The 22,934-nt window shown below is 63.0% G+C and carries 19 protein-coding genes and 1 pseudogene; 10 read left to right on the top strand and 10 right to left on the bottom strand.

The window, feature by feature from the left end; genetic code table 11:
• Positions 1–216: 216 nt before the first annotated feature.
• The 5 genes from ACLIRY_RS19845 to ACLIRY_RS19825 form a co-directional block, all read right to left on the bottom strand.
• The gene (locus tag ACLIRY_RS19845; RefSeq protein ID WP_413207160.1) at positions 217–837 is read right to left on the bottom strand and encodes a HupE/UreJ family protein; all 621 of its coding nucleotides are present in this window, start codon (positions 835–837) and stop codon (positions 217–219) included.
• Between the two features lie 98 nt (positions 838–935).
• Entirely contained in the window at positions 936–1,832 is an 897-nt protein-coding gene (locus ACLIRY_RS19840; RefSeq protein WP_413207159.1) for a metal ABC transporter substrate-binding protein, read from the bottom strand.
• A 22-nt stretch (positions 1,833–1,854) separates the two neighbouring features.
• On the bottom strand, positions 1,855–2,727 hold the full coding sequence (locus ACLIRY_RS19835) for a metal ABC transporter permease (RefSeq protein ID WP_413207158.1): 873 nt from the start codon (positions 2,725–2,727) through the stop codon (positions 1,855–1,857).
• Positions 2,724–3,479 (bottom strand): metal ABC transporter ATP-binding protein, encoded by a 756-nt coding sequence (locus tag ACLIRY_RS19830; protein WP_413207157.1) that lies wholly within the window; start codon positions 3,477–3,479, stop codon positions 2,724–2,726. The genes ACLIRY_RS19835 and ACLIRY_RS19830 overlap by 4 nt, the downstream gene beginning before the upstream one ends.
• A 425-nt stretch (positions 3,480–3,904) precedes the next feature.
• Complete coding sequence (locus tag ACLIRY_RS19825) at positions 3,905–4,519, bottom strand: type 1 glutamine amidotransferase (RefSeq protein WP_413207156.1); 615 nt, start codon at positions 4,517–4,519, stop codon at positions 3,905–3,907.
• A gap of 262 nt (positions 4,520–4,781) precedes the next feature.
• On the opposite strand from ACLIRY_RS19825, the gene ACLIRY_RS19820 reads away from it, so the two are divergent.
• Together ACLIRY_RS19820 and ACLIRY_RS19815 are read left to right on the top strand one after the other, a co-directional pair.
• Positions 4,782–5,480, top strand: coding sequence for a GntR family transcriptional regulator (locus ACLIRY_RS19820; protein ID WP_413207155.1), 699 nt, complete (start codon positions 4,782–4,784; stop codon positions 5,478–5,480).
• Positions 5,481–5,810: 330 nt separating this feature from the next.
• Positions 5,811–6,506, top strand: a complete 696-nt coding sequence (locus ACLIRY_RS19815; protein ID WP_413207154.1) for an aspartate/glutamate racemase family protein — start codon at positions 5,811–5,813, stop codon at positions 6,504–6,506.
• Positions 6,507–6,573: 67 nt separating this feature from the next.
• On the opposite strand, the gene ACLIRY_RS19810 is transcribed toward ACLIRY_RS19815, so the two are convergent.
• Positions 6,574–6,912, bottom strand: coding sequence for a hypothetical protein (locus tag ACLIRY_RS19810; RefSeq protein WP_413207153.1), 339 nt, complete (start codon positions 6,910–6,912; stop codon positions 6,574–6,576).
• Positions 6,909–8,543, bottom strand: coding sequence for a SagB/ThcOx family dehydrogenase (locus ACLIRY_RS19805; protein WP_413207152.1), 1,635 nt, complete (start codon positions 8,541–8,543; stop codon positions 6,909–6,911). Before ACLIRY_RS19805 ends, ACLIRY_RS19810 begins: the two co-directional genes overlap by 4 nt.
• Before the next feature lie 292 nt (positions 8,544–8,835).
• Here ACLIRY_RS19805 and ACLIRY_RS19800 point away from each other — a divergent pair, with 292 nt between their 5' ends.
• The 3 genes from ACLIRY_RS19800 to ACLIRY_RS19790 are packed head-to-tail and all read left to right on the top strand — an operon-like array spanning position 8,836 to position 13,614.
• Positions 8,836–9,462 carry a glutathione S-transferase family protein gene (locus ACLIRY_RS19800; RefSeq protein ID WP_413207151.1) on the top strand — a complete coding sequence of 209 codons (627 nt, stop codon included), beginning with the start codon at positions 8,836–8,838 and terminating at the stop codon, positions 9,460–9,462.
• A gap of 49 nt (positions 9,463–9,511) precedes the next feature.
• The gene (urtA, locus tag ACLIRY_RS19795) at positions 9,512–10,825 is read left to right on the top strand and encodes an urea ABC transporter substrate-binding protein (RefSeq protein ID WP_413207150.1); all 1,314 of its coding nucleotides are present in this window, start codon (positions 9,512–9,514) and stop codon (positions 10,823–10,825) included.
• A complete protein-coding gene (locus ACLIRY_RS19790; protein WP_413207149.1) occupies positions 10,795–13,614 on the top strand; it encodes a response regulator in 2,820 nt (939 codons plus the stop codon). The genes urtA and ACLIRY_RS19790 overlap by 31 nt, the downstream gene beginning before the upstream one ends.
• A 392-nt stretch (positions 13,615–14,006) precedes the next feature.
• Here ACLIRY_RS19790 and ACLIRY_RS19785 read toward each other — a convergent pair whose 3' ends face one another.
• The 3 genes from ACLIRY_RS19785 to ACLIRY_RS19775 form a co-directional block, all read right to left on the bottom strand.
• Positions 14,007–14,843, bottom strand: a complete 837-nt coding sequence (locus tag ACLIRY_RS19785) for an ABC transporter permease (RefSeq protein WP_413207148.1) — start codon at positions 14,841–14,843, stop codon at positions 14,007–14,009.
• Positions 14,843–15,628: an ABC transporter ATP-binding protein gene (locus ACLIRY_RS19780; RefSeq protein ID WP_413207147.1), complete on the bottom strand. Its 786-nt coding sequence runs from the start codon at positions 15,626–15,628 to the stop codon at positions 14,843–14,845. Before ACLIRY_RS19780 ends, ACLIRY_RS19785 begins: the two co-directional genes overlap by 1 nt.
• 393 nt (positions 15,629–16,021) lie before the next feature.
• On the bottom strand, positions 16,022–17,056 hold the full coding sequence (locus ACLIRY_RS19775) for an ABC transporter substrate-binding protein (RefSeq protein ID WP_413207146.1): 1,035 nt from the start codon (positions 17,054–17,056) through the stop codon (positions 16,022–16,024).
• 202 nt (positions 17,057–17,258) lie between these two features.
• Here ACLIRY_RS19775 and xdhA point away from each other — a divergent pair, with 202 nt between their 5' ends.
• The 5 genes and pseudogenes from xdhA to uraH all read left to right on the top strand — a co-directional run bounded on the left by xdhA (position 17,259) and on the right by uraH (position 22,676).
• Positions 17,259–18,689 (top strand): xanthine dehydrogenase small subunit, encoded by a 1,431-nt coding sequence (gene xdhA / locus ACLIRY_RS19770; RefSeq protein ID WP_413207145.1) that lies wholly within the window; start codon positions 17,259–17,261, stop codon positions 18,687–18,689.
• A 2-nt stretch (positions 18,690–18,691) separates the two neighbouring features.
• The gene (gene xdhB / locus ACLIRY_RS19765; RefSeq protein ID WP_413207144.1) at positions 18,692–21,013 is read left to right on the top strand and encodes a xanthine dehydrogenase molybdopterin binding subunit; all 2,322 of its coding nucleotides are present in this window, start codon (positions 18,692–18,694) and stop codon (positions 21,011–21,013) included.
• A complete protein-coding gene (xdhC, locus tag ACLIRY_RS19760) occupies positions 21,010–21,789 on the top strand; it encodes a xanthine dehydrogenase accessory protein XdhC (protein ID WP_413207143.1) in 780 nt (259 codons plus the stop codon). Before xdhB ends, xdhC begins: the two co-directional genes overlap by 4 nt.
• Positions 21,786–22,292: pseudogene (gene uraD / locus ACLIRY_RS19755) on the top strand (2-oxo-4-hydroxy-4-carboxy-5-ureidoimidazoline decarboxylase); the annotation flags it as partial. The gene xdhC and the pseudogene uraD, both read left to right, overlap by 4 nt.
• Positions 22,290–22,676 (top strand): hydroxyisourate hydrolase, encoded by a 387-nt coding sequence (gene uraH / locus ACLIRY_RS19750; protein WP_413207163.1) that lies wholly within the window; start codon positions 22,290–22,292, stop codon positions 22,674–22,676. The pseudogene uraD and the gene uraH, both read left to right, overlap by 3 nt.
• The last annotated feature ends 258 nt before the right edge of the window (positions 22,677–22,934 follow it).

The raw sequence follows: 22,934 nt of genomic DNA, 5'->3' as shown, positions 1-22,934 counted from the left end.
CTTGCGGCGTTCCTCCCCCAGCAACCCGTCCAAAAACCGCTACACGTAAACCGCTACACGGTCCTGGGTGAACAGCGGATGCATCCGCGCCTTCACTGCTCGCAGCGAAGACGCCCAAAGCTCAAGCGTCGCCTTAATCGATGCACCCGTCATCCATGACCTTCGACGCATGGAAACTCATAGAGTCAGATGTCATCAAAGAACGCAACTGTAATGCTAGACGATCAAGAAATAGACCCCGCCGCCTGCGATTATCAGACCCAGGGCGCGGGCAAGGCGGCCATTCAGGGGTTTGGACAGGGCAAGGCCCACGCCGATCCCGATCAGATGGATCATCCCCGTCGCAAGGACAAACCCGATGGCGTAATCCGCCGGGTCTGCGGCACGGGGCAATTCTGCTCCATGGGCGTACCCATGGCAAATGGCGAAGATCGCGATGAGAAAAAGCGCGATCCACTCCTTTGGACGCCAGGCGAGAGCGATCGCCAAACCTAAGGCCAGAATGGACAGCGCGATCCCGGTTTCGATGCCGGGAAGTGGGATGGCGAGGATCCCCATAACACCACCCAGGACCATGATCAGCGGAAAGGTCACCGGCAGGGACCAGACGGCGCGCCCGCCCATCTGCGCCCCCCAAACGCCAACGGCGAACATGGCCAGGAAATGATCCGGTCCGGTCAGTGGATGTTCAAAACCGCTGCCGAACCCGCCCCCACCCATGGTGATGACATGGGCATGGGCTAAGGTGGGGATGAGACCCAGGGCGAGTCCCATCCCCAAATTGCAAGCCGCTGCAGCGAGATGCCGCAGTCCGCGACCAATCGTCGTCATAAGCATGCCTCACCTGCGATCCGATTCTTTTACAGGGGCGATAATAGGACCTCAACGGTGGCGGCAATTTGGTCGACGTCGCGGCGGTGTGGTGTGTTGCGGCGTTATTTCATGATGGCGCCGACAATCTGATCGACGTTATAGCGGAACATCTTGGCGTAGGTTGGCGCCGGACCCGCCGCATCCGACAGGGATTCCACGTAAAGCTCACCGCCGGGCTCGGCTCCGGTTGCATTGGCGATCTGCTTCACGAGGCGAGGATCGTTGGAATTCTCGATGAAGTAGACCTTCACTTGCTCCTCTTTGATTTGATCGATCAATTGGGCCACATCTGCTGCCGAGGCCTCGGTCTCCGTTGAAACACCGAGGGGAGACAGGAACGTCACTCCATATTCATGGCCAAAATAGCCAAAAGCATCATGGCTGGTCAGAACTTTGCGTTTTTCCGGTGGGATCGAGGAAATACTGGATGTTGCGTATCTATCAAGGTCGCGCAGTTTTTTGCTGTACTGCTCCGCATTGGCCTTGAATGTCGCTGCATCCTCCGGGTCTGCCTTGGACAAAGCCTTTTCGATATTGGTGACCCAGATCAGAACATTGGCAGCGCTGTTCCACACATGGGGATCCGTGATGGTTTGTCCGTCTTCCTCAAGGGTCAGGGTTTTGATGCCGTCGGATACGACAACCGGGTCGTCGGCGTAACCAGATGCCTTGGCGAGACGCTCGAACCACCCTTCGAGGCCCAGGCCACTGACAAAGGTGACATCCGCAGACTTCAGGGCCTTGGCATCGTCGGGCGAGGGCTCAAAATCATGGGGATCCCCGTTGACAGGAACAAGGCTTTTCACATGAACGGCGTCGCCGCCAACCTGTTTGACCACATCGGCGAGCACGCTGAAGCTGGCCACCGCCTCCAGCGTTTTGGCTGATGCTATCGAGGTATACAGCGTTGCCGACAGGGCGAGGCCGATGAGGCCCACGATGGGGATTGATCGTTTCACAGAATGTCTCCTTGGTAAAAACTCAGCCCGTCAGGTGGGGACGGGGAAAGAGGCGTCGGCCCGCACCTGCGGGGGCGACGATCAACGACAGGCCATAGAGCAGGCTTGCCGTGAGAATGATGGTTGGCCCTGTGGCGAAACCGAGGTGGTAAGACACGATCAGTCCGACAAAGCCAGACAGGCTCGCTGTTGCCGTGGCAATCAGACACATCACTGGAAGGGTGCGAGCCCAAAGCTGCGCAATGGCGGCGGGGAGCATCATCATGCCAACGGCCATCAACGTGCCGAGGGCCTGGAACCCGGCGACAAGGTTCACCGCGACCAGAAACAGAAAAAGGGTGTGATAGAGGGATCCACGTCCTCCAACGGCCCGCAGGAATCCTGGATCGAAGCATTCTGCGACCAGGGGGCGGTAGACCAAGGCCAGGATGACAAGGGTCAGCGATGCGATACTGCCGACGAGGGTGAGGGCTGGGGCATCAATCGCCAGGATCGTGCCGAACAGAACGTGCAACAGGTCGATGTTGGACCCCCTCAGGGAGACGATCAGAACACCGAGGGCCAAGGAGGCCAGATAAAAGCTGGCGAAACTGGCGTCTTCCTTCAGTGCCGTTGTTCTGCTCACCAGACCGGACAGCAGGGCGACGCTCAATCCGGCGACAAGTCCTCCCAACCCCATGGCCAGAAGGGACAAACCGCCGGAGATGAGGAACCCGATGGCTGCACCCGGGAGGACCGCATGGCTCATGGCATCGCCGACAAGACTCATCCGCCGCAACATCAGAAGAACGCCGACCGGGCCAGAGCCCAACCCCAGCGCGATGGTGGCCACGAGGGCGCGACGCATGAAGCCATACTCGACAAAGGGGTCAATGAGGAGGGTCTGAAGGGTCATGCCGATTGCCGCATGTTTGGAGCGCAAACCTGCGCGTTGTCGTCCCAACTTTCCGCCATGGCCCTGGCTTGAAGGAGGTTGGCCGACGAAAGGGCGGTTTCCGTGTCCCCCCAGGCGATGACTTCGCGGGAGAGGAGCAGGGTTTGCGGAAAGTGGGCCCGCACCTGATCGAAATCGTGCAACACGGCGATTACGGTTCGCCCGTCCTCGTGCCAGCGGTGAACGAGGGTCAAAAGGTCGCGCGTTGTTTTTGCATCAATGGCGGTAAAAGGCTCATCCAGGATGATCACTCCGGCATCCTGGAGTAGAAGTCTGGCGAACAGGACCCGCTGGAACTGCCCGGCGGAGAGTGACCCGATATGGCGTCTTTCAAATCCCTCAAGCCCAACGGAAAGGAGAGCCTTCCGGGCTTGCCGGGCGATGGCCGCAGTCGCCGCGCCGAAGGCGCCGGTCCGTCGCCAAGCGCCCAGCATGACCGTATCGGCCACGGTCAAGGGAAAGCGGCGGTCGATTTCAGCGGCCTGCGGAATGTACCCAATCTCAGTAGAGGAGAGACTGCCCCGGTGGATCCGACCCGTTGCCAGGGGAAGGTCCCCCATCAAGGCTTTGAGCAGGGTGGATTTTCCGGCGCCGTTCGGACCGGCGATAGCCGTGAGACTTCCCGGCGCGAAGGACCCGGAGGCATGGTGGACCGCCGGATGGCGGTCATAGACAAGGGTCACATCCTCAAGGTCGATGGAATCCAAACTCATGGCAAAGCCACCGCCCATAGGATCAGAAGCCAAAGGCTGCAGATCACTATGGCGACGCCTCCAAGGCGCCGAAGAGATCCCAAGGCTATGAGAGATGATAAAAAGGGGTCGCGGTTTGACATGGGGAGTGGGGGCCTCCGAGCAAATGATATGTGATGTTATAACGTATCATTTACCGGGTGGCAAGATTTGTCCCGTGAGGATTGCCTGTCAGAGGAAAGGGCACCAAATGCAGGGCTCTACTTCACCGCCGCCCATTGGGGCCTGGGGCCCCGAATCCCCATTCGTTTTTTTTCCAATGGGATCAAAGGGTCTGTGACCCTTTGCGGGTCTGGGCAGAGCCCAGCAACTGCGAAGCAGGGTTTCCGGATTTTCAAGGACACAGAGTATGACGAGAGCGAAACGGGGCGGCGCTCCTCGGGGGGTCAGTGGATTTGGCGGGTCTTAAAAAAGCTGGCAATTTGGGCGGCTGCCCTGGACGAGGTCAGGGGAAGCGCCAGCGAGGTCACGGCGGCCTCTGCGATCGCGGGCGGAAGAATGGACCGTCGTACGGCAAGAAGGTCGGTCATGAAGGCGGGAGAAAACTCCGGATGGGGCTGGTACGTCAAGGCTTTGGTTCCATAGGCCAGCATGGCGTAAGGACAGAAATCCGAACTGGCCAGGACGCGGGCTTCGGCAGGAGGGACAATCACCTGATCCTGATGCCAGGCGATGATCCGTTCGGCGGGCGCGCCGGACACCAGGTCATACTCGGTTACGCCTACGGACCAACCGCCGACAAATTTCTCGACGGTTCCACCCAGGGCTTGGGCCAGGATCTGATGTCCGAAGCAGATGCCGACGATGGGACGGTCGGCGGCGTAGGCGTCGCGCAGGAAGGTTTCCAAGGGGGCGATCCAGGGGTGATCTTCGTAGACCCCGTGTTTGGATCCGGTGATCAGCCACCCCTCCGCAGCCTCCACGGAGGGGGGGAAATGTCCGTCTACAACGGGATAGGTTTCAAACGTGAACCCCTGTCCGTCCAAAAGCCGGGCGAACATGGTATCATAATCTCCGTGGAGGCTCTGAAGTTCGTCTGGGCATTTTCCCGTTTGGAGTATTCCGATCTTCACGATATGTCCTCATGAGTCTGGTGGGGGAGGCGCCTCCGATCGGATCCGCTCGGTGGAGATTGGAAGCGGTGATCCGGATGTCAATGGATACAATAGCGCTGCCCCCTGTCGCGAGTGGGGTAACGGAGGGGCGCCTTGTCCCGATCCAGGGAAGCGGTGTTTCCCGTCTTCGAGTCCATAAGGTGAAAAAATGAGCACATTGACCATTCCCGAGATTGACATGCCGGAAGGGGCGACGACTCAGGAATACGCGTATGAACGGTTGAGAAACGCGATTATGGTCGGTGCCATCAAGCCCGGAACCGCCCTGACGATCCGCAATCTGGCGGAGAGCCTGGCCTTGAGTCTGACGCCCATCCGCGAGGCCGTGCGTCGCCTGAGTTCGGAGAACGCGATTGAGGTCTTGGGAAATCGGCGCTTGCGGGTGCCAGACATGACCCCTGGCCGTTTTGAGGAGTTGGTGCGCCTGCGCGTGGTTCTGGAAACCTATGCAGCGCAACGATCCCTCCCTTATGTCTCGGACCGTCTGGTTGACAGTCTGGTGGCCTTGGACGAACGGATGGATGCCAGCTACGCGGCGGGCGATTTCGATGAGTTGACCCACCTTAACCGTCGCTTCCATGGTTTACTTTATTGCCTGAACCCCGATCAGGCCGTGATGCCGCTCATTGAATCGGTCTGGCTGCAACTTGGCCCGTTTCAGCGGCAGGTGGTGCGTCATCTTGGCGGCGTTTACGTGGTCGATCACCACAAGAAACTGGTCGAGGCCCTGCGCGCCCGGGATCCTGAGGCGGTTGCTGTCGCCATCGAAGGCGATGTGACCGATGGCCTCGTCCGGTCAGGGCGGGCCCTGTTGACGCAGGATAAATGGGCGGTTCAGGTCGCGTAAGGCACAGGACACGACCGTGTCTCGTGTTTTTTGGGCGATTGCCCAAGCCCATTTGGGGGCAAATGCCCCCAAGCCCCCCTTTTTTCCTGGGGTCTGGGGCCTTTCGGCCAAAAGCAATAGTTTGGGGCCTTTCGGCCAAAAGTAATAGTTTGGGGCCTTTCGGCCCCGGTGGGGGACGGAGCAAAGCCCCTTGACTGAAAAGGACTGACTGTCGTGTACCTTGCACCTAAGGTGTAAAAGTTCAGACGACACTTGGCGGTAGGATACAGGGGCGGATGTTTGCCGTTGGACCTTTGATGGGGACCCTGAAGGCGTGGCAAGGAGAGGACAATGTCTGAAAAACCGGCTGGGGTGGGACCTCGAATTGCGCTGATCCATGCCCTTGAGGACTCCGTCCTTCCGGCCCGGGCCGCCTTCGCCGAGGAGTGGCCGGAGGCCTTCGCCTTTGACCTTCTCGATACCTCCCTGGCCATTGATTTGGCCGAGGTGGGAACTCTGGATACCGCGATGATGGACCGCTTCCAGACCTTGGCGGATTACGCTGTCGGGTTGGACGGCAAGGCCGGACAGACCCAGGCTATTCTTTTTACCTGTTCCGCCTTTGGTCCGGCGATTGATGCGGTGAAGGCGCGTCTCTCTCTGCCCGTTTTGCGGCCCAATGAGTCCGCTTTTGAGGAAGCCCTCGACCGGGGGAGTCGTCTGGCTCTGGTGGTCACCTTTGGTCCGTCCCTGGCGGCGCTCGAAGCGGAGTTGCATGCCATGGCCGCAGCCCGGGGGCGGGAGGTGACGGTGACTCCCATCTTTGTCGAGGGGGCACTGGCGGCCTTGAAGGCCGGGGACGGCGCGACCCATGACCGCCTCGCCAGGGAGGCCTGCCGGGGGGTGGGGGAGGTGGACGCGGTGATCCTCGGCCAGTTTTCCCTGGCCCGGGCGGCTGCTCAGGTCCAAAGCGTGACCTCTGCTCCCGTGCTCACGACTCCGGGCTGCGCCGTGCGCGCCCTGCGAGGGAAAATGTCACCGCGATGACGGGCCGGTCTTCCTGTGTGGACCCGGTTTTCTGGAAAGAGGCAGCAAAACGCGACGGCCTGCCGGGCTATCTGCCTGCCTGCTTTGCCTGGGCTCGCTTCAAGGCCAGCCCGCCGCGGAGCATGATCCAGTCGTGTAGGTCGCAGAGCATGAAATGTCGGTTTGCCGGGTCCTTTAAATGCCTGACCGTGATCGGGTCCCCGTCCAGGTAGCGATGGGCGGAGATCCGGAAAGGCTCGGCCAGAGTCAGATTGAAGGGCGAGGGTTTGACCAACAGGCGGGTCACCTGCTCGAACAGCAGGGCGTAGCGATCATCTTCCGGTTCTTGGTAAAGGTCGCCCAGGTCGTTTCCATAGGTTTGAAACAGGTGGACGTAATCCGCTAAGTCGGGCGTGGTTGTGCTCATCTGCGGGGCTCCGAAAGGGGAGTGTAGGCCGGTTCGGTGGACAGGCGGCTGTCCTCAAGGGCCTTTCCAATGGTGAAGTGGTAAAGGGTGGCCCAGGGTGCGTAGGGCCCCCTGTCCAGTCCCAACAGCCCATGGACCGCATCGTCCAGGAAGCAGCCAATGCCCGTGCCGCGCAACCCCGCTGCTTCTGCTTCCAGGTAAAGCACCTGGCCGATCATCCCGGCCTCCCAATGGAGGCGGCGGTAGGCCCAGTCTCCCTCCTCCTCCAACACAGGGCCCAGGGCGCCGATCATCCCTAGGGAGAAGGCCCCCCGCCCGGCAATTCCCTGGCGGCAGGACAGTTTCGACGTCTCTCGCCGCAGGTCCAGCGGGGTCCGCAGGGCGAAGAGGGGGAGGTCGGTGCCGGGAATTGGGGACCAGGACAGGTCCGGTGCCGAACAGGCTGCACGGAAATCAGTTGCGCGCTTCGGGCAGCGGTCGAGCAGGTACAGGCCGGGCTCCAATCCCTCCACACCATGGACGAACAGCAGCAGATTGAGTGCCGGATTCCAGGGCCAGAGGTCGAAGGGTGCGCTTGCGGTCTGGGGAAGGGTTCGGGACAGGCTGCGTTCGAAGGCTGTCCATTCCATCGGCGTTTTGCCGTCCATGCGCTGGGCGCTGCGCCTTTGACGGATCAATGCCGGACGGGGAGCGAAGGGCGCAAAGGTCGTTGAAGGAGAAACGGTGGGAGTGGCGGGGAGGGTGGTTTCCCCCTTGTCCAGGGCAGAGAGAACGGCCGCCACTTCGGGCCACCGCACCCGCGGGGCGATGGGGCCGTCGGCCTCTCCCCTCCAGTCCGCGAGGCCCTGCGCAATCCGGTCCCAGGGCAGCGGTGTCGCCAGATCCGGCGTGGAGCCCAGCAGAGCGAGGAGGTCGGGCTGTTCTGCTTCGGCTCCGTTTCTGTCCGGGATCCGGTCCAAGCCCAGGCATGCGGAGACAGTGGCGTCTGCGGGGCGAGGATCCAGGCGCATTCGCCAGCCGACGATTCCTGCGGCCACGCCCAGACAGGCCAGTGCATGGCCCAGGTCATGTTGGCAGTAGCGGTAGGCCCGAGAGCCGTATTTCCATTCCTCTCGCCAGACGACAGACGACAGCCCAACGGCACCCCAAGTCCCGGGATGGGCGGCGGTGAGTTCTGCGGCCAGGGCGGTGTCCAGGCTGGCCCGGCGCTCCAACAGATGGTCCTGGGGGGCGTAATGGTAGAGCCCCGGCGGAAGGGCATCGGGCTCGTCCGTCGCCCAAAGCAGCAGATAGCCCTCCGTTGGATGGAGATTGCCGCTGGACGGGTTGGCGCGCAGGGACCAGCGGTCTGGACCCAGGGATTTCCAGGCGGTCAGGCCCAGGGCCAACTCCATCATATGGCCCAGCGCGGCGAGGGTGGGGCGGGTTGGGGCCTCTGTCAGCGTGGTAATCAGCGGCAGGGCAACCACCGGTGCACCCCGGTAGCGGCGGAACGGGGAGGGCTGGGAGTCCCAGTCGAGAAAGCCGGGACTGGGGGCATAGCCCTCCACCCGGTGCTTGCTGGCTTCGTGGTAGGCCCGGGCCGGGGAGAACGCGGTGGAGGGGGAGGCCGTTTCGGACAGGGGGGGCATGGGTGAACAGGTCCTTTCCGTGCTGCTTCCCCCCATCCAAGCAAGGACCGAACCACTTGCCGAACTCCCCGAAGAGACGGGGTTTTGGCGGCTTACACTGGCGAGAGGGGGGGTGAAAGGGGGGGGGCGAAAGGGGGGTGGAGGGGGCGCGCATGTCGCATTTTTTTGTCGCAAATCCGACAAGAGGAGGGGAAAAACGCGGATTTCCAGCCTCTTTCCTTCCCTTCCCCCTGGCGCCGTTCTTGCTAGCTCCCCTGGAGTACCATCACTCTAGGGGGGGAGCGTTTCACCCATGCTGCATTTTCATATGACCCCCGGATCCTGTTCGACCGGCATTCACATCCTGTTGGAGGAACTGGATCTGCTGTTTGCTGTTCATATCGTGAACCTGCCCAAGGGCGATAACACCAAGCCGGACTTCCTGGCGATCAATCCCAAGGGCACCATTCCTGTGCTGGTGAGGGAAGATGGCACAGCGCTGGCCGAGTTTCAGGCTATCGCCTGGTGGTTGGCCCTGACCTACCCCAAGGCGAAACTGTTGCCCGAGGACCCAGGCGGCCAGGCCGATGTTCTGGAGATCATGAGCCATGTGGTTGGCACCATCCACATGCAGGGATACACCCGGATTTTCACCACAGACCGCTATCTGTTCCGGGAAGAGGACCGGCAAGCCATCGAGGACCAGGGCAAGAGGATTGTCCAGACGGGTTTGGGGATCCTCGCCAAGCGGTTGGAGGCCAAGGGCGGCGGACTGCTTTTGGATCACTTCACCATTGCCGACGCCGCATTGTTCTATGTGGAATTCTGGGCTGATCGTATTAATCTGAAGATGCCCGACGCCTGCCGCGCCCATTATGACCTGATGGTTTCCCGCCCCAAGGTGCGTCAGGTTCTTTTGGAGGAGGGCTACAGGGTCTGATCGTCGGTTTGATGGTTGGAGAACACCGACGAGGAACAAAAGGGACGAAATGGTGTTTTCAAGGGGCAATCGGGTACTGGCGCAACATCACCGCTACTATGTGGCCGCAATTGCCGCTTTGGCGCTGGGGCTGCTGATCACCTATGTGGCCCCCCTGTTGACCGGCGTGGACCGAAGCCCTTCGAAGGATCCCATCAAGGTTGGTGTGCTCCACTCCCTCAGCGGGACCATGGCGGTTAGCGAGCGCACGGTCGCCGACGCCACCCTGTTTGCCATCGACCAGTTGAATCAGAACGGCGGGGTCCTCGGGCGACGGGTGGAGCCCATCGTCATCGATGGTCGTTCCGACTGGGCGCTGTTTGCCAAAAAAGCCGAGGAATTGATCGTTCAGGATAAGGTTTCTGCTGTGTTCGGCTGCTGGACCTCGGCCTGCCGGAAGACGGTCAAACCCGTGTTCGAACGGGACAAGGGTGTGCTGTTTTATCCCGTCCAGTACGAGGGCTTGGAGCGTTCGCCCAACATCATCTACACCGGCGCTGCCCCCAATCAACAGATCATCCCGGCCACCAAATGGTCCATCGATAACCTGGGGCGGCGGATTTATCTGGTGGGATCGGACTACGTCTTTCCCCGCACGGCCAATGCGATCATCCGCATTCAGGTCGGTGCCCTGAAGGGTAAGATTGTCGGCGAGGGTTATGTTCCCCTGGGAGGCCGGGATTTCTCCGCCATCATTGAAGAGATCAAGAAGATCCATCCGGACGTGATCTTCAACACGATCAATGGCGACAGCAACATTGCCTTCTACCACCAACTTCGGGCCGCCGGGATCCGCTCTGACGACATCCCGGTCATGTCCTTCAGTCTGGCGGAAGCGGAGGTCCAAGCGATCGGACCTGATCTGGTGGCAGGGGATTATGCATCGCGAAATTATTTCCAGAGCGTCGATTCTCCGGAAAATAAGGCCTTCGTCAAGGCCTTCCGCGCTGCTTATGGACAGAGCTACGTCACCACTGCCCCCATGGAAGCGGCCTATTTCGGTGTTCAGCTTTGGGCCCGGGCAGTGGAGGAAGCGGGCAGTGCCGATTACGCCGATTACCGCGCCTTTCTGATGGGACAGTCCATGCGCGCGCCGAGTGGCATCGTGTACATCGATCCGGCCAGCCAGCACACCTGGCGGACGGTCTTGATTGGACGTATGACGACTGCGGGGGATTTTTCCATCGTGTGGAGCAGTGGTCGGCCGATCCGGCCCGAACCCTTTCCCGGATTCCTGACCGAACCGGAGTGGCTGGTTTTCCTCGACGGTTTGTATAAGGGTTGGAACAACCATTGGGCGGCTCCGTCGCGGAGCGGGTCATGATGGGGGGACGTTTGGGACGAGGCGCGGGCAAGGAGGGCCGGTCCCGGTCTCCGGGGGGGTTAAGCCTCGCCGTTGAAATCGGCATGATCTTCGTTGTTCTGGGTCTCTTGCCCATGGCCATGATTGGCTGGCGATATGTTGATGCGGCCGAGCGCCAGATCTCCGAGGAAATCGTCCAGAATCTGGCGGTCATCGCCGATGGCCGCGCACAGGAGGTGGAGTCCTACGCCCGCGCCCGTTTGCGGGAAGCGCGGATAGCAGCCTCGGCCCCGCTCTTGGCCCAGGCGGTTGGGGTGCTTCAGGGTGCCGGATGGGGGATGGATCATGGCCCTCTCATGTTGCCCCCCAACCCGGGGAGTCCGGAAGAGAATTTCCGGACCTACCTGACCCGGGTGAGGGCCACCATGGACGCTCCGGGCCTCTATTTGATCGCCCCCAATGGCGTGGTGGTCTTCTCCGACGGGGAACCCTTGGGCGCGAAGGGGCGGGAGGCTCTGAGGATTGTTTTTGACAGGGCCTCCACCCTGTTGGAACCCCAGCTCTCCGATTTTGTCGATAATGGGCGAGGTGGGGGTGTGGCCTTTTCTGCGGCGCCCATGCTTCGGGACGGTGCGGTGCAAGGCGTGGTGGCGTTGGCTGTCGGCTTGCAGGACATTGCCGCAGTCCTGAAGGATTACACCGGTTTGGGGGCGACAGGGGAAACCCAGCTTGGGTCGGCGGATTCCGGGGGAGTGCGCCTGTATGGCGGCACCCGTTTCCCTGCCGAAGCACCCTTGACGGGTGTTATCGCCGCGGACGATCCGGCGGCTTGGCCCTTCCAACGGGCCCTGGCGGGCCACCGGGGCCACGGGGCGGCTGTGGACTATCGAGGGCATCAGGTCCTGGCGGCTTGGCGCTACTTGCCCTCCTATGGCTGGGCCATGGTCGTTAAGGCGGACCTGGATGAGCGCAGGGCTCGGGTCGACCGGCTGCGCAATATGGGCTTTGTGGTGCTCGGGACCCTGATCGTTCTGGTCCTCGCCGTGGCTTTGTTCCTTGCCCGGGCCATCAGTGCGCCCATCCTGGAGCTGGAGGGGGCGGCCTCCCTGCTGTCTTCCGGTAAGGTGCGCGAGCTTCACGCCGAATCCGGCCCGCGGGAGGTCAAGGCGCTGGCCAGGACCTTCAACGACATGGCCCATCGGGTCCACGCCTACCAGACCGGTCTCAAGCGCATGGTGGAGGAACGCACCGCCGAACTGCGCATTGCCAAGGAGCAGGCGGAGAATGCCGTCCAGGTCAAGACCGACTTCTTGGCGATGATGAGTCACGAGATCCGCACTCCCTTGAACGGCCTGCTGGGAGTCGCCGAACTGCTGGATGCCCGGGAGCTGGACGATCAATCCCGTGCTCAGGTGCGCACCATCCGTCAGTCCGGCGCGGCCTTGGCCGAACTGCTGAACGATATCCTCGACATCAGCCGGGTAGAGGCGGGCAAGGTCGATTTCCTGCGCAAGGATTTTGATCTGGAGGGGCTGCTTACCGGTATTATCGAACTCATGCGTTCCACCGCCGAACGCAAGGGCATCAGCCTGGACCTGATGGTCGGCGAAGAGGTCCCGGTCGCCTTGCTGGGGGACCCGGCCCGCTTGCGCCAGGTGGTGCTTAATCTGGTGGGCAATGCCATCAAGTTCACCGAAACGGGAGGCGTTATCCTTTCGGTGGCCTTGCGTGGGCAGGACCACGCCCAGGCCCTGATCCGCTTGACCGTGGAGGATACGGGTATCGGCGTGCCCGAGCCCCACAGAGAGGCCCTGTTCCAACCCTTCAACCAGGTCAGTGCCGACCGCTCCACCCGTTATGGCGGAGCCGGTCTGGGGCTGGCGATCTCCCGGCGGCTGGTGGAAGGTATGGGGGGGGTCGTTTTCCACGAGGCCAATCCGGGCGGCGGCTCCCGCTTCCACGTGGATCTGACCTTCGATTTCGGCTCGGCGGATGGCATGGGGTTGCCGCCCCAGTCGGTGGCGCCCTCGCCCCTGCCCAGCCTCTCCATCTTGCTCGTGGAGGACGAACCGGTGAACCGGCAGGTGCTTGAGGGCTTTCTTACCGTCGACGGCCATAGTGTCCACTCGGCCACCACCGGCGCCGAGGCCCTGGAGCTGGTGGAGACGGAACGGTTCGACTTGGTGCTGACGGACTTGCGACTGCCCGGTCTGTCTGGCCTGGACGTGACCCGGAGGGTACGGGAACGGGGTGGGCCGCCGGTTATCGCCGTTACCGCCAACGTCCTGCCCGAGGACCGGGCTGCCTGCTTTGCCGCAGGGGCGGTGGACATCGTGGCCAAACCGATCCTGTCGGCGGACCTGCGCACGGCGATCCAGGCTGCTTGGGAGAACCGGAATGCACCGCCGCCCAACCCGGAGTCCCCCCTTGAGCCGGATCCGAACCCGAGGGGCGGGGATCCTCGAGACGGGACGCCCCTGTTCACGCCCGCCTATTTGGAGGACATGGCCACCGCTTTGCCGCCTGAGGAAGTGGCCCGTCTGGTGGATCTGGCCGAGATCTCGATCCGATCGGCCCTCGGGCGGTTGGACGATGAACCTTCGGTCAACGCCGCTCACCGGTTGTCGGGGGTAGCGGGAACCTATGGCCTGATGCGCCTGCGCGGCCGGGCCAAAGCCCTGGAGGCGGCTCTGTTGCGCGGCGCCGACGCGGACACCGTGGAGACCGACGGACTGGTGGAACTGACCCGCGACAGTTTGGCGGCCCTTCAGGCCTGGAAGGACATGATGGCGGAGGGTGGGGCGGTATAATACCAAGGTGCGGTGAGTTTGCCTCACCGCACCTTGGAAGCGGCCAAGTGGCCGCCGCGCCTTATGGCGGGTAAAAGCCCGCATGGCGTTTGAACGCAAGAAAAGCGGCGTGGGTTTCAACCCGCGCCGCTTGGTATAACGCTCTCGCGAGCGGAATGAGGAAAAAGGGGTACCGGTTTTCCGCCCTCATTCCGCTCTAAAAGTAAAAGCCCGTGGTCTGGGGCCTTTCGGCCCCAGTCTCGCCAAAGAGGGGGGGGCAAAGCCCCGTGACGGGAAAACATCCCCTGTCGTGTACCGTGGGGCGATCCCGATCAAACCCAGGGCGCGGAGTGGTTGCGCAGGGGTGATCAGGAAAAACGGCGATGCGGTGACGGTGTGCGCTCGGATGCCCCTTACTGCCCGCCCCGCGTCGCCCACTTTGTGGAGTGCATTTCAATGCGGTTGAAGATCTCGTACATGACGATGCCCATCACCGCAATCACCATCAGACCGGCGAACACCAACGGCATGTTGAACTTGGAGCTGGCAGACATCATTAGGTAGCCGATGCCTTTGTTGGACGCCACCGTTTCCGACAGCACCGACCCTACGAAGGCCAGGGTGATGGCAATTTTCAAGGAGGCGAAGAAGAAGGGTTGGGCACGGGGAAAACCGACCTTCATCAAAATATCCGTCCGCGTTGCCCCCAGGGAGCGCAATACGTCCCGCAGTTCCGGTTCCAAGGTCGCCAAGCCCGTTGCCACATTGACCACGATGGGGAAGAAGGAAATGAGGAAAGCCGTTAAGATGGCCGGAACCGTACCGATGCCGAACCACATGACCAGGATGGGCACCACGGCCACTTTGGGTACGCTGTTGAAGCCGATCAGCATGGGATTGAGCGCATCGTAAATGGTCTTCGACGAGCCCACCAGCGCCCCTAAAAGAACGCCGAAGACCACTGCAATGACAAAGCCGACCACCGTGGTATAGAGGGTTTGGGCCGCATGGAGCCAGATCGCGTCCCGGTACTGCCATATGGCGGCGAAACTGGCCGAGGGGGTGGGCAGGATGTATTCTGGCACGGAAAAGCCTCGGCAGATGATTTCCCAGAAGACGAACAAGCCGATGGTCGCCACCCAGGGCGCGGCTTTCTTGGTCGCGTCATGTTCGGCCAAGCGACGGCCCATGGGCTTTTTGCGGCGTGCGGGGGGCGCAGGGGGCTGCGGAACGGGAGTTTCAGTGCTCATCAGCTTGCCCTCACGGAACGGATTTCATCGCGCAGTTCATGGACCAGGTCGACGAAGGGCGGCGTAAAACTGGTGTCCTGGGTGCGGGGCCGGGCCAGGTCGTTCTCCCGCCGCACCAGGATGCGTCCGGGGCGCTTGCTCATGACATAGATAGTGTCGGCCAGATAGGCGGCTTCGCGCAGGTCGTGGGTGACCAGGATCACCGTGAACTTATGCTCCATCCACAGGGATTGGAGCGCATCCCACAGTTCCTCGCGGGTGAAGGCATCGAGCGCTCCAAACGGCTCGTCGAGCATCAACAGCCGTGGTCCATGGATTAGCGCCCGGCAGAGGTTGGCCCGCTGCTGCATGCCGCCGGACAGCTCCCAGGGGAATTTGTCCTCGCAGCCACTCAGGCCCACCTCGGCCAGCAGGGTGCGGGCCTTCTCGATGTACTTGGCCTTGTGCTTGCGCAGGCGGGAGCGGTGGGGCTGGACGATCTCCAGCGGCAGCATGATGTTGTCGAGAGTGGTCCGCCAGGGCAGCAGGGTGGAGGCCTGGAAGGCCATGCCGACGATGGAAATGGGGTCGGTGACTTCCTGGCCCGCAACGATGACGTTGCCCTCGGTGGGCGGCATCAGGCCAGTGACCAGTTTCATCAGAGAGGATTTGCCGCAGCCGCTGGGACCAACGACGGCAACAAACTCCCCTTCACGGATGGATAGGGTGGTTTGCTCAAGGGCGAGGGCATCGCCTTCCCGATAACGCAAACGGACCCGGTCCAGTTCGATGAACGCATGGGACATGGACACTCCGGTAGCCTAGGGGATAGGAAGGGAAAGGGCGGGTCCGCAAGACCACGGTTTTTCCGGCTCATTGGAAGAGATCTCTTTTGTCATCCCCGCTGGGGCGGGAATGACGACCTAAAAAAGCCGAAAAACGCGGGGCTTTGCCCCACCCCCCACCGGGGCCTGAGGCCCCGGACCCCCATTTGGGATCAAAGGGTCCGCGACCCTTTGCGGGTCTGGGCAGGGCCCAGAAACTGCGAAGCAGGTTTTCCGGATTTTCGAGGACACAGAGTATAGATAAGAAATCTGCGCACTCTGGCGCCCAAGCGGGAAAGACGACCTTTTCAGGGTATGGTCTCAAAAGAAGAAGGGCGGTCCATAAAGGTGGCGCCCCTCCTCACAAAACCGGTGCTACTGGAGCATCCGCTCCTTGGCGGGGGGCAGGAACTCCGTGGTGAAGACATCGGCCACGGCGGGGGTCTGCTCCAGGCCGAAGGACAGGACCACCTGATCAATGGCGGTCTTCATGCGGGCGTCGTCGATGCCGCCCATGCCATTGGCCTTGACCCAGTCGGTCAGCACATTGTTGTCGATGGCCAATTGCAGGCGGTCCAGCTCCAGGGCGTCATCGATCAGGGGGTCAACCTCCTTGATGGCGGCGATACCCGCCTTGGGATCGGCGACCACGTCCTTCCAGCCCTTAATGACGGCCTTCAGGAAACCGGTGATGGCCTTCGGGTGATCCTTCATCATTTCCGGCGAGGCAATCAGGCCGTTGCCGTACAGGGACAGGCCCTCGTCGGCATATTGCCAGATGTTCAGATCCTCGGCTTTGATGCCCAGGCCCCGCAGGTTCAACAGGCTGGTGAAGTAGAAGCCGGAGATGCCATCCACGTCCCCGCGCATCAGCATGGGTTCACGCAAGGGGGGATCCATGGACTCCCAAGTCACGCTGTCCTTATCCAGGCCGGTGACCGAGGCAAAGGCGGGGAACAGTTTGCGTGGGGCATCGAAAACCGGCGCCCCGAACGTCTTTCCCGCCATTTTTTCGACGGAATCGATGCCGCTTTTCTTCAGGGTGAACAGCGCGAAGGGCGGGGCATCGTAGATGATAAACATGGCCTTCATGGCCTTGTCCGGGTTGTTGGCGTTGAACTCGATCATGGAGTTCAGATCGGCCATGGCAATGTCATAGGCGCCGGAGGCCACCCGGGTCACCGCGCCGGAACTGCCATTGCCCGAATCAACGGTCACATCCAGCCCCTCGGCCTCGAAGTAGCCCTTCTCCTTGGCCAGCAGGAAGGCGGCGGAGGGGCCCTCGAACTTCCAGTCCAGGGAGAACTTGACCGGCAGCAGGTCCTCTGCCTGGGCGGACGCCGTTCCGGCAAGGGTGAGAAGGGCGACGCCCAGGGAGGCAAGGGACTTGCGCGGCGAGGGGAAGCTCATGGTGATCTCTCCAATGAGGAAGGGCCAGTGATTAAGAGGGAAGCGCATTATGGAAACGAAATCGGGGGAGTCAGCGTCATAAGTTGCTTAAAAAATACGCAGACAAATGCCGTGCATTGTTTTTAGCCATAGAAATGAAAATTGTCGACGATTTTTGGCGCCAATGTCTGCAATAATGGGGCGATCAGTTTCAGGAGGTGTCATGGACGGTGGAACGCGCTTCGCTTTGAACGGCCAAATGACCCATGTGGTGGGGGTGCCGCCGGATTGGACCCTGCTCCGTTGGTTGCGCGGGGAGGGGTGGACCGCCAGCAAGGAAGGCTGCGCGGAAGGGGACTGCGGGGCCTGCACGGTTTTGCTGGGCACTCCTCCCTTAGAAGGAGATGGCCTCACGTGGCGGGCGATCAATGCCTGCCTTGTTCTTCTTCCCCAGATCCATGGCGGAGCGGTGATCACCGCAGAAGGCTTGGCCGGAGCCGATGGCACTGCCCACCCGGTACAACGGGCTTTGGCCGACTTCCATGGCACCCAATGTGGATACTGCTCGCCTGGCTTCACCATGGCGCTGGCCGCCCTGTCCCTGGATGCGGACCGGAGCGAGGAGGCGATTCTCGAGTCCATCGCCGGGAACCTCTGCCGTTGCACGGGTTACCGTCCGATTGTCGAGGCCGCCCGGACCCTGCCCAACTGGACCCCCTCCCTTGCTCCCGCCGTGGAAGAGAGCTTGCGCGCCCTTGCCGCCGAGCCTCTGGCTTACACAGCGGAGGGGCAACGGGTTTGCGCTCCCGTGGATTTGGCCGAGGCCCTGGCCTTCCGCGCCGAGCACCCCGACGCCTGGGTTTGGGCGGGGGGAACGGATCTGGGCCTGCGGATCACCAAGTCCCTGGAGCGCCCCACCGAGATCCTCGCCCTGGGCCGAATCCCCGCACTCCGGGGGCTGCGTGAAACCGAGGACTCCCTGGAGATCGGCGCCACCACCCCCTATGCCGAGGCGCTGGCGGCGATGACCACCCTGGCCCCCTCGCTGGGGGCCCTGGTCCGGCGCATCGCTGCGGCGCAGATCCGCAATCTGGGAACCCTCGCTGGGAACCTGGGGACGGCCTCGCCCATCGGCGACAGCTTGCCGCCCCTGATCGCGCTGGGGGCCGAGGTGATCCTGGGCAGCACCCGGGGCGAGCGTGTCCTGCCCGTGGAGGATTTTGTCACCGGCTACCGCAAAACGGCCCTCGCGCCCGATGAGCTGATCCTCTCCATCCGTATTTCCAAGCCCTCCCCAGACCTGCATGTGAGTTGCCACAAAGTGGCCAAGCGGGTGGATCAGGACATTTCCGCCGTTTCCGCCGCCTTCGTTCTGGGCATCGAAAACGGATGCGTCACTACCGCCCGCCTCGCCTATGGCGGGGTGGCCGACCGGCCCAAGCGGGCCGTCGCGGCGGAAGAAGCCTTGCTCGGCCAGCCCTGGACCCGTGCCAGTCTGGAGGCGGCCAAGGTGGCCCTCGCCGAGGACATCGCCCCCATGGACGATGCCCGGGGCACGGCGGCCTATCGCCGATTGGTGGCGGCGAATCTGCTCGAACGGCTCTATCTGGACACCACCGAGACGAGCGCGCCCCTGCGACTGGAGGCCCTGTGAACATGACATCCCCTTCGGTTCCGTCCTCCGCCTCCCCCCCCTCCGCCGTTCATGTCACTGCAGCCCATGACAGCGCCCTGAAGCATACGACCGGCGAGGCCCTCTATATCGATGACATGCCCCTGCCTCGGGGGGCCCTCCATCTGGCTTTGGTCACCAGCCCCTGGGCCCATGCGCGGCTCACCGGCATTGATGTCCGCGCCGCCTTGGCCCTGCCGGGCGTCTTTGCGGTGATCACCGCAAAGGACATCATCGGCCCCAACGACATCGGCGCCATCGTCCCCGGAGAAGTTCTGCTGGCCGAGGATCTGGTCGAATACGTTGGCCATCCCATCGCCGCCGTCTGCGCCCGCGACGAGGACACGGCACGGCGGGCGGCGGCCCTGGTCACGGTCGAGGGCGAGCCGCTTCCGCCGGTCCTCGCCCTGGACGAGGCGATTGCCGCTGAACACCATTTGCTTCCCCCTTCGGTCTTCCTGCGGGGGAACCCGGATCCGGAGCTGGCCCGGGCGCCGCACCGCCTGACGGGCTCTGTGCGGGTGGGGGGCCAGGACCATTTCTATCTGGAGACCCAGGTGGCCTTGGCCATCCCCGGAGAGGACCAGGACATGCTGGTCCATTCGGGCACCCAGCACCCGACCGAGGTTCAACATCTGGTCGCCCGCCTGCTGGGCCTGGATATGAACGCCGTGACCGTGGAGATCCGGCGCATGGGCGGGGGCTTCGGCGGCAAGGAGAGCCAAGCGACGCTCGTTGCGGGCATCGCCGCTGTGGCCGCCCGGGTCACCGGTCGGCCCTGCAAGCTGCGCCTGGACCGGGACACGGATATGGAGGTCACCGGCAAGCGCCATGGCTTTCTTCTGTCCTGGGAGGTGGGCGTGGATGACGAGGGAGGCATTCTCGCCGTCGACATGACCTTGGCCGCCGATTGCGGTTGGTCCGTGGACCTGTCTCCGGGGGTGGTCAGCCGCGCGTTGAGCCACGCCGACAACGCCTATTATTATCCCCATGTCCGGTTGACGGGCCTCTATTGCAAGACGAACCGCCAATCCAACACGGCCTTCCGTGGCTTCGGCGGCCCCCAGGGGATGATGGCGGCAGAGGCCATGCTGGACCACATCGCCCGGGTGCTCCGATTGGACCCCTTGGAGGTGCGGCGCCGCAATTTCTACGGCCCGGGTCGGGACATCACCCCCTATCACCAAACGGTCGAGCATTTTCGCCTGCCTGCCATGCTGGAGACCCTGCTGGCCTCCTCTGATTACGCCGCCCTGCGGGCGTCCGTCGATGCCTTCAACGCCGCCAACCCCACCCTGCGCAAGGGACTGGCTCTCTCGCCGGTTAAATTCGGCGTGTCCTTCAACAAGCCGGAGATGAATCAGGCAGGCGCGTTGGTGCATGTCTATACGGATGGCTCGGTCAGCCTGAATCACGGCGGGACGGAGATGGGGCAGGGGCTGTTCGTCAAGGTCGCCCAGGTGGTCGCCGCCGTCTTCGGTCTGGACCTGGACCGGATCAAGCCCACGGCGACGACGACGGGCAAGGTGCCCAACACCTCGCCCACGGCGGCGTCCTCGGGCACGGACCTCAACGGCATGGCTGCGAAAGTCGCCGCAGAGACCATCCGCGCCCGCATGGCCGACCACGCCGCAGCCCTGTTCGAGGAACCCGTCGAGGCCATCCGCTTCGAGAGCAACCGGGTGTTTGCTGGCAACAAAAGCCTCTCCTTCCCCGAACTGGCCGAAGCCTGTCATGTTGAGCGGATTTCCCTGTCGTCGACGGGGTTCTATCGCACGCCGAAAATCCACTTCGATCGGACGACCAACACGGGCCGTCCTTTCTTGTATTTCGCCCATGGGCTGGCCGTCTCCGAGGTCGCCATCGACACCCTGACCGGTGAATGGAAACCTCTGCGCGTGGACATCCTCCATGACGTGGGCGCGTCGCTCAATCCGGCGGTGGACAAGGGCCAGATCGAGGGCGGCTTCATTCAGGGCATGGGCTGGCTGACCATGGAGGAGCTGGTCTGGGACGGGGAAGGGCGCTTGCGCACCCATGCCCCTTCCACCTACAAGATCCCCACGGCCCGGGATGTGCCCGCCGTCTTTACCGTGGACCTGCTGGCCGACGCTCCGAACGAGGAGGCCACCGTCTTTCGCTCCAAGGCCGTCGGCGAGCCGCCCTTAGTTCTGGCGCTGTCGGTCTGGTTGGCGCTGCGGGATGCGGTCGCCTCGCTTGCTCCGGCGGGATGGGAGCCCACCCTGGCCGCTCCGGCGACGCCGGAAAAAATCCTCATGGCTTGCGAGGAGGCGCGCCGCGCATGATCCCCCCTCTCTCTCTCAACTGGCGCGAGGCCCTGGTCACCCTGGAAAGCGAAGCCCGGCCCCATGTGCTGGTGACCCTGGTGGAAACCCTGGGCTCCACCCCCCGGGGGGCGGGGACCAAGATGGTGGTGACGAGCGATGCCTTCTCCGGCTCCATCGGGGGTGGGGTGCTGGAGAACGAAGCGCTCTCCACCGCCCGCCGTCTCCTGGCCGAGGGGGCGTTTGGCCCGACCCTGGAAAAGGTGATGCTCGGCGCCGACCGGGACCAATGTTGCGGTGGGGCCGTCACCCTGTTGTTCGAGGTCCTTGTGCCCGAAGGGATCACCCTGGCCCTGTTCGGTGCCGGTCACGTCGGAAAAGCCCTGGTCCGCGTGCTGGAGGGGACGGGTGTCCGCATCCTCTGGTTCGACGAGCGCCCCGCGCCCTTTCCCTCAGGAACCTGGGCCAGCACCCGGGAGACGCCCGATCCTGCCGCCGTGGTTCCCGACCTGCCCCCCGGCGCCCGGGTGCTGGTGATGACCCATAGCCACCAGCGGGATTACGAGATCCTCGCCGCCCTGCTGGCACGCACGGACCTGGGTCCCCTGGGGGTGATCGGCTCCAAGACCAAATGGGCGCGTTTTCGGGCGCGCCTGTTGGAAGCGGGCCATGCCCCGGAGCGGATCGACGCCATCGCCTGTCCCATCGGGCTTCCGGGCGTGGGCGGAAAACGCCCCGCCGAAATCGCCATTTCCATTGCCGCCGATATTCTGCGTACAGGAGATCCCTCCCCATGAGTTCCTGCCCAACCCCGGTCCCCCTGTCCCTCGACGCGGTCAACGCCCTGCCGCTTGCCGCGTTTGCCGAGACCCTGGGCGGCGTTTTCGAGCATTCCCCCTGGGTTGCAGAACGGGCCGGGTCCGCCCGACCCTTCGCCAGCCTGAAGGCCCTGCATGCCGCCATGGTCGCCGCCGTTGACAGCGCCAGCGACGCGGAGCAGTTGGCTCTGCTCATGGCCCATCCGGATTTGGCGGGGCGGGCCGCGTTGGCCGGAGAGCTGACCGAGGCCTCGACCGGTGAACAGGCCTCCGCCGGGTTGGACAGCCTGACGCCGGAGGAAATGGCCCGCTTCACCGACCTGAACGCCACCTATAAAAGCCGGTTCGGCTTCCCCTTCATCATGGCCGTGCGGGGTGCGGACAAGGCCCGCATCCTCGCCGGGTTCGAGGGGCGGGTGACCAACAGCCGGGAGGAGGAGATCCGCCGCGCCCTGGCCGAAGTGGCCAAGATCGCCTGGATGCGCCTGCCCGCCCTGGTCCGGCCCGCGCCGACGGGCAAGCTGACCACCCATGTGCTCGATACCGCGCGCGGATGCCCGGCCTCCGGTCTGCCCATCACCCTGTGGCGACTGGAGGGGGAGGGGCGGAGTCTCCTCGGGTCCTTCGTCACCAATGCCGACGGCCGCCTGGATGGCCCCGCGCTGGCTGGCGAGGCCCTTGTGTCCGGCACCTATGAATGGGTCTTCGACTGCGGGGTCTATTTCGCCCGCTCGGGTCAGACCACGGCGGCGCCTCCCTTCCTGGACCGCGTCCCCTTGCGCTTTTCCATCGGCGACCCGGAGGCCCATTACCATGTGCCCCTGCTGGTTTCGCCCTGGTCCTATTCCACCTACCGCGGGAGCTGAAACGATGGGAAGGCGCCGTCCACATCCCCCCTCGTTCTCCCCACCCCTCCCCTCGTTCTCCCCGCTTCTTTCCTCGTCATCCCCGCGAAAGCGGGGATCCAGGGTGGCAACAGAGGACGGAACCGGGAGACGCGACAGGAGCGCATTTCACAGATGATACCGAAATCAACTCTGGGTTCCCGCGTGCGCGGGAATGACAAAAATATGAACACCAAACGACAGATAAGGACGCGTGGATCCCTGAGCGCTTACGGGGGG

It is taken from the genome of Rhodospirillum sp. A1_3_36 (assembly GCF_047263945.1).
Taxonomy (GTDB): Bacteria; Pseudomonadota; Alphaproteobacteria; order Rhodospirillales; family Rhodospirillaceae; genus Rhodospirillum.
Note: the sequence above shows the minus strand (reverse complement) of the source record. Positions and strands in the feature narration are given on the sequence as shown.

Excerpts from the sequence above, each read along its gene's own strand:
- ACLIRY_RS19845 (WP_413207160.1), bottom strand. The coding sequence starts at position 837 with ATGCTTATGACGACGATTGGTCGCGGACTGCGGCATCTCGCTGCAGCG.
- ACLIRY_RS19835 (WP_413207158.1), bottom strand. The coding sequence starts at position 2,727 with ATGACCCTTCAGACCCTCCTCATTGACCCCTTTGTCGAGTATGGCTTC.
- ACLIRY_RS19830 (WP_413207157.1), bottom strand. The coding sequence starts at position 3,479 with ATGAGTTTGGATTCCATCGACCTTGAGGATGTGACCCTTGTCTATGAC.
- ACLIRY_RS19825 (WP_413207156.1), bottom strand. The coding sequence starts at position 4,519 with ATGTTCGCCCGGCTTTTGGACGGACAGGGGTTCACGTTTGAAACCTAT.
- ACLIRY_RS19820 (WP_413207155.1), top strand. The coding sequence starts at position 4,782 with ATGAGCACATTGACCATTCCCGAGATTGACATGCCGGAAGGGGCGACG.
- ACLIRY_RS19815 (WP_413207154.1), top strand. The coding sequence starts at position 5,811 with ATGTCTGAAAAACCGGCTGGGGTGGGACCTCGAATTGCGCTGATCCAT.
- ACLIRY_RS19810 (WP_413207153.1), bottom strand. The coding sequence starts at position 6,912 with ATGAGCACAACCACGCCCGACTTAGCGGATTACGTCCACCTGTTTCAA.
- ACLIRY_RS19805 (WP_413207152.1), bottom strand. The coding sequence starts at position 8,543 with ATGCCCCCCCTGTCCGAAACGGCCTCCCCCTCCACCGCGTTCTCCCCG.
- ACLIRY_RS19800 (WP_413207151.1), top strand. The coding sequence starts at position 8,836 with ATGCTGCATTTTCATATGACCCCCGGATCCTGTTCGACCGGCATTCAC.
- urtA (WP_413207150.1), top strand. The coding sequence starts at position 9,512 with ATGGTGTTTTCAAGGGGCAATCGGGTACTGGCGCAACATCACCGCTAC.
- ACLIRY_RS19785 (WP_413207148.1), bottom strand. The coding sequence starts at position 14,843 with ATGAGCACTGAAACTCCCGTTCCGCAGCCCCCTGCGCCCCCCGCACGC.
- ACLIRY_RS19780 (WP_413207147.1), bottom strand. The coding sequence starts at position 15,628 with ATGTCCCATGCGTTCATCGAACTGGACCGGGTCCGTTTGCGTTATCGG.
- ACLIRY_RS19775 (WP_413207146.1), bottom strand. The coding sequence starts at position 17,056 with ATGAGCTTCCCCTCGCCGCGCAAGTCCCTTGCCTCCCTGGGCGTCGCC.
- xdhA (WP_413207145.1), top strand. The coding sequence starts at position 17,259 with ATGGACGGTGGAACGCGCTTCGCTTTGAACGGCCAAATGACCCATGTG.
- xdhB (WP_413207144.1), top strand. The coding sequence starts at position 18,692 with ATGACATCCCCTTCGGTTCCGTCCTCCGCCTCCCCCCCCTCCGCCGTT.
- xdhC (WP_413207143.1), top strand. The coding sequence starts at position 21,010 with ATGATCCCCCCTCTCTCTCTCAACTGGCGCGAGGCCCTGGTCACCCTG.
- uraH (WP_413207163.1), top strand. The coding sequence starts at position 22,290 with ATGCGCCTGCCCGCCCTGGTCCGGCCCGCGCCGACGGGCAAGCTGACC.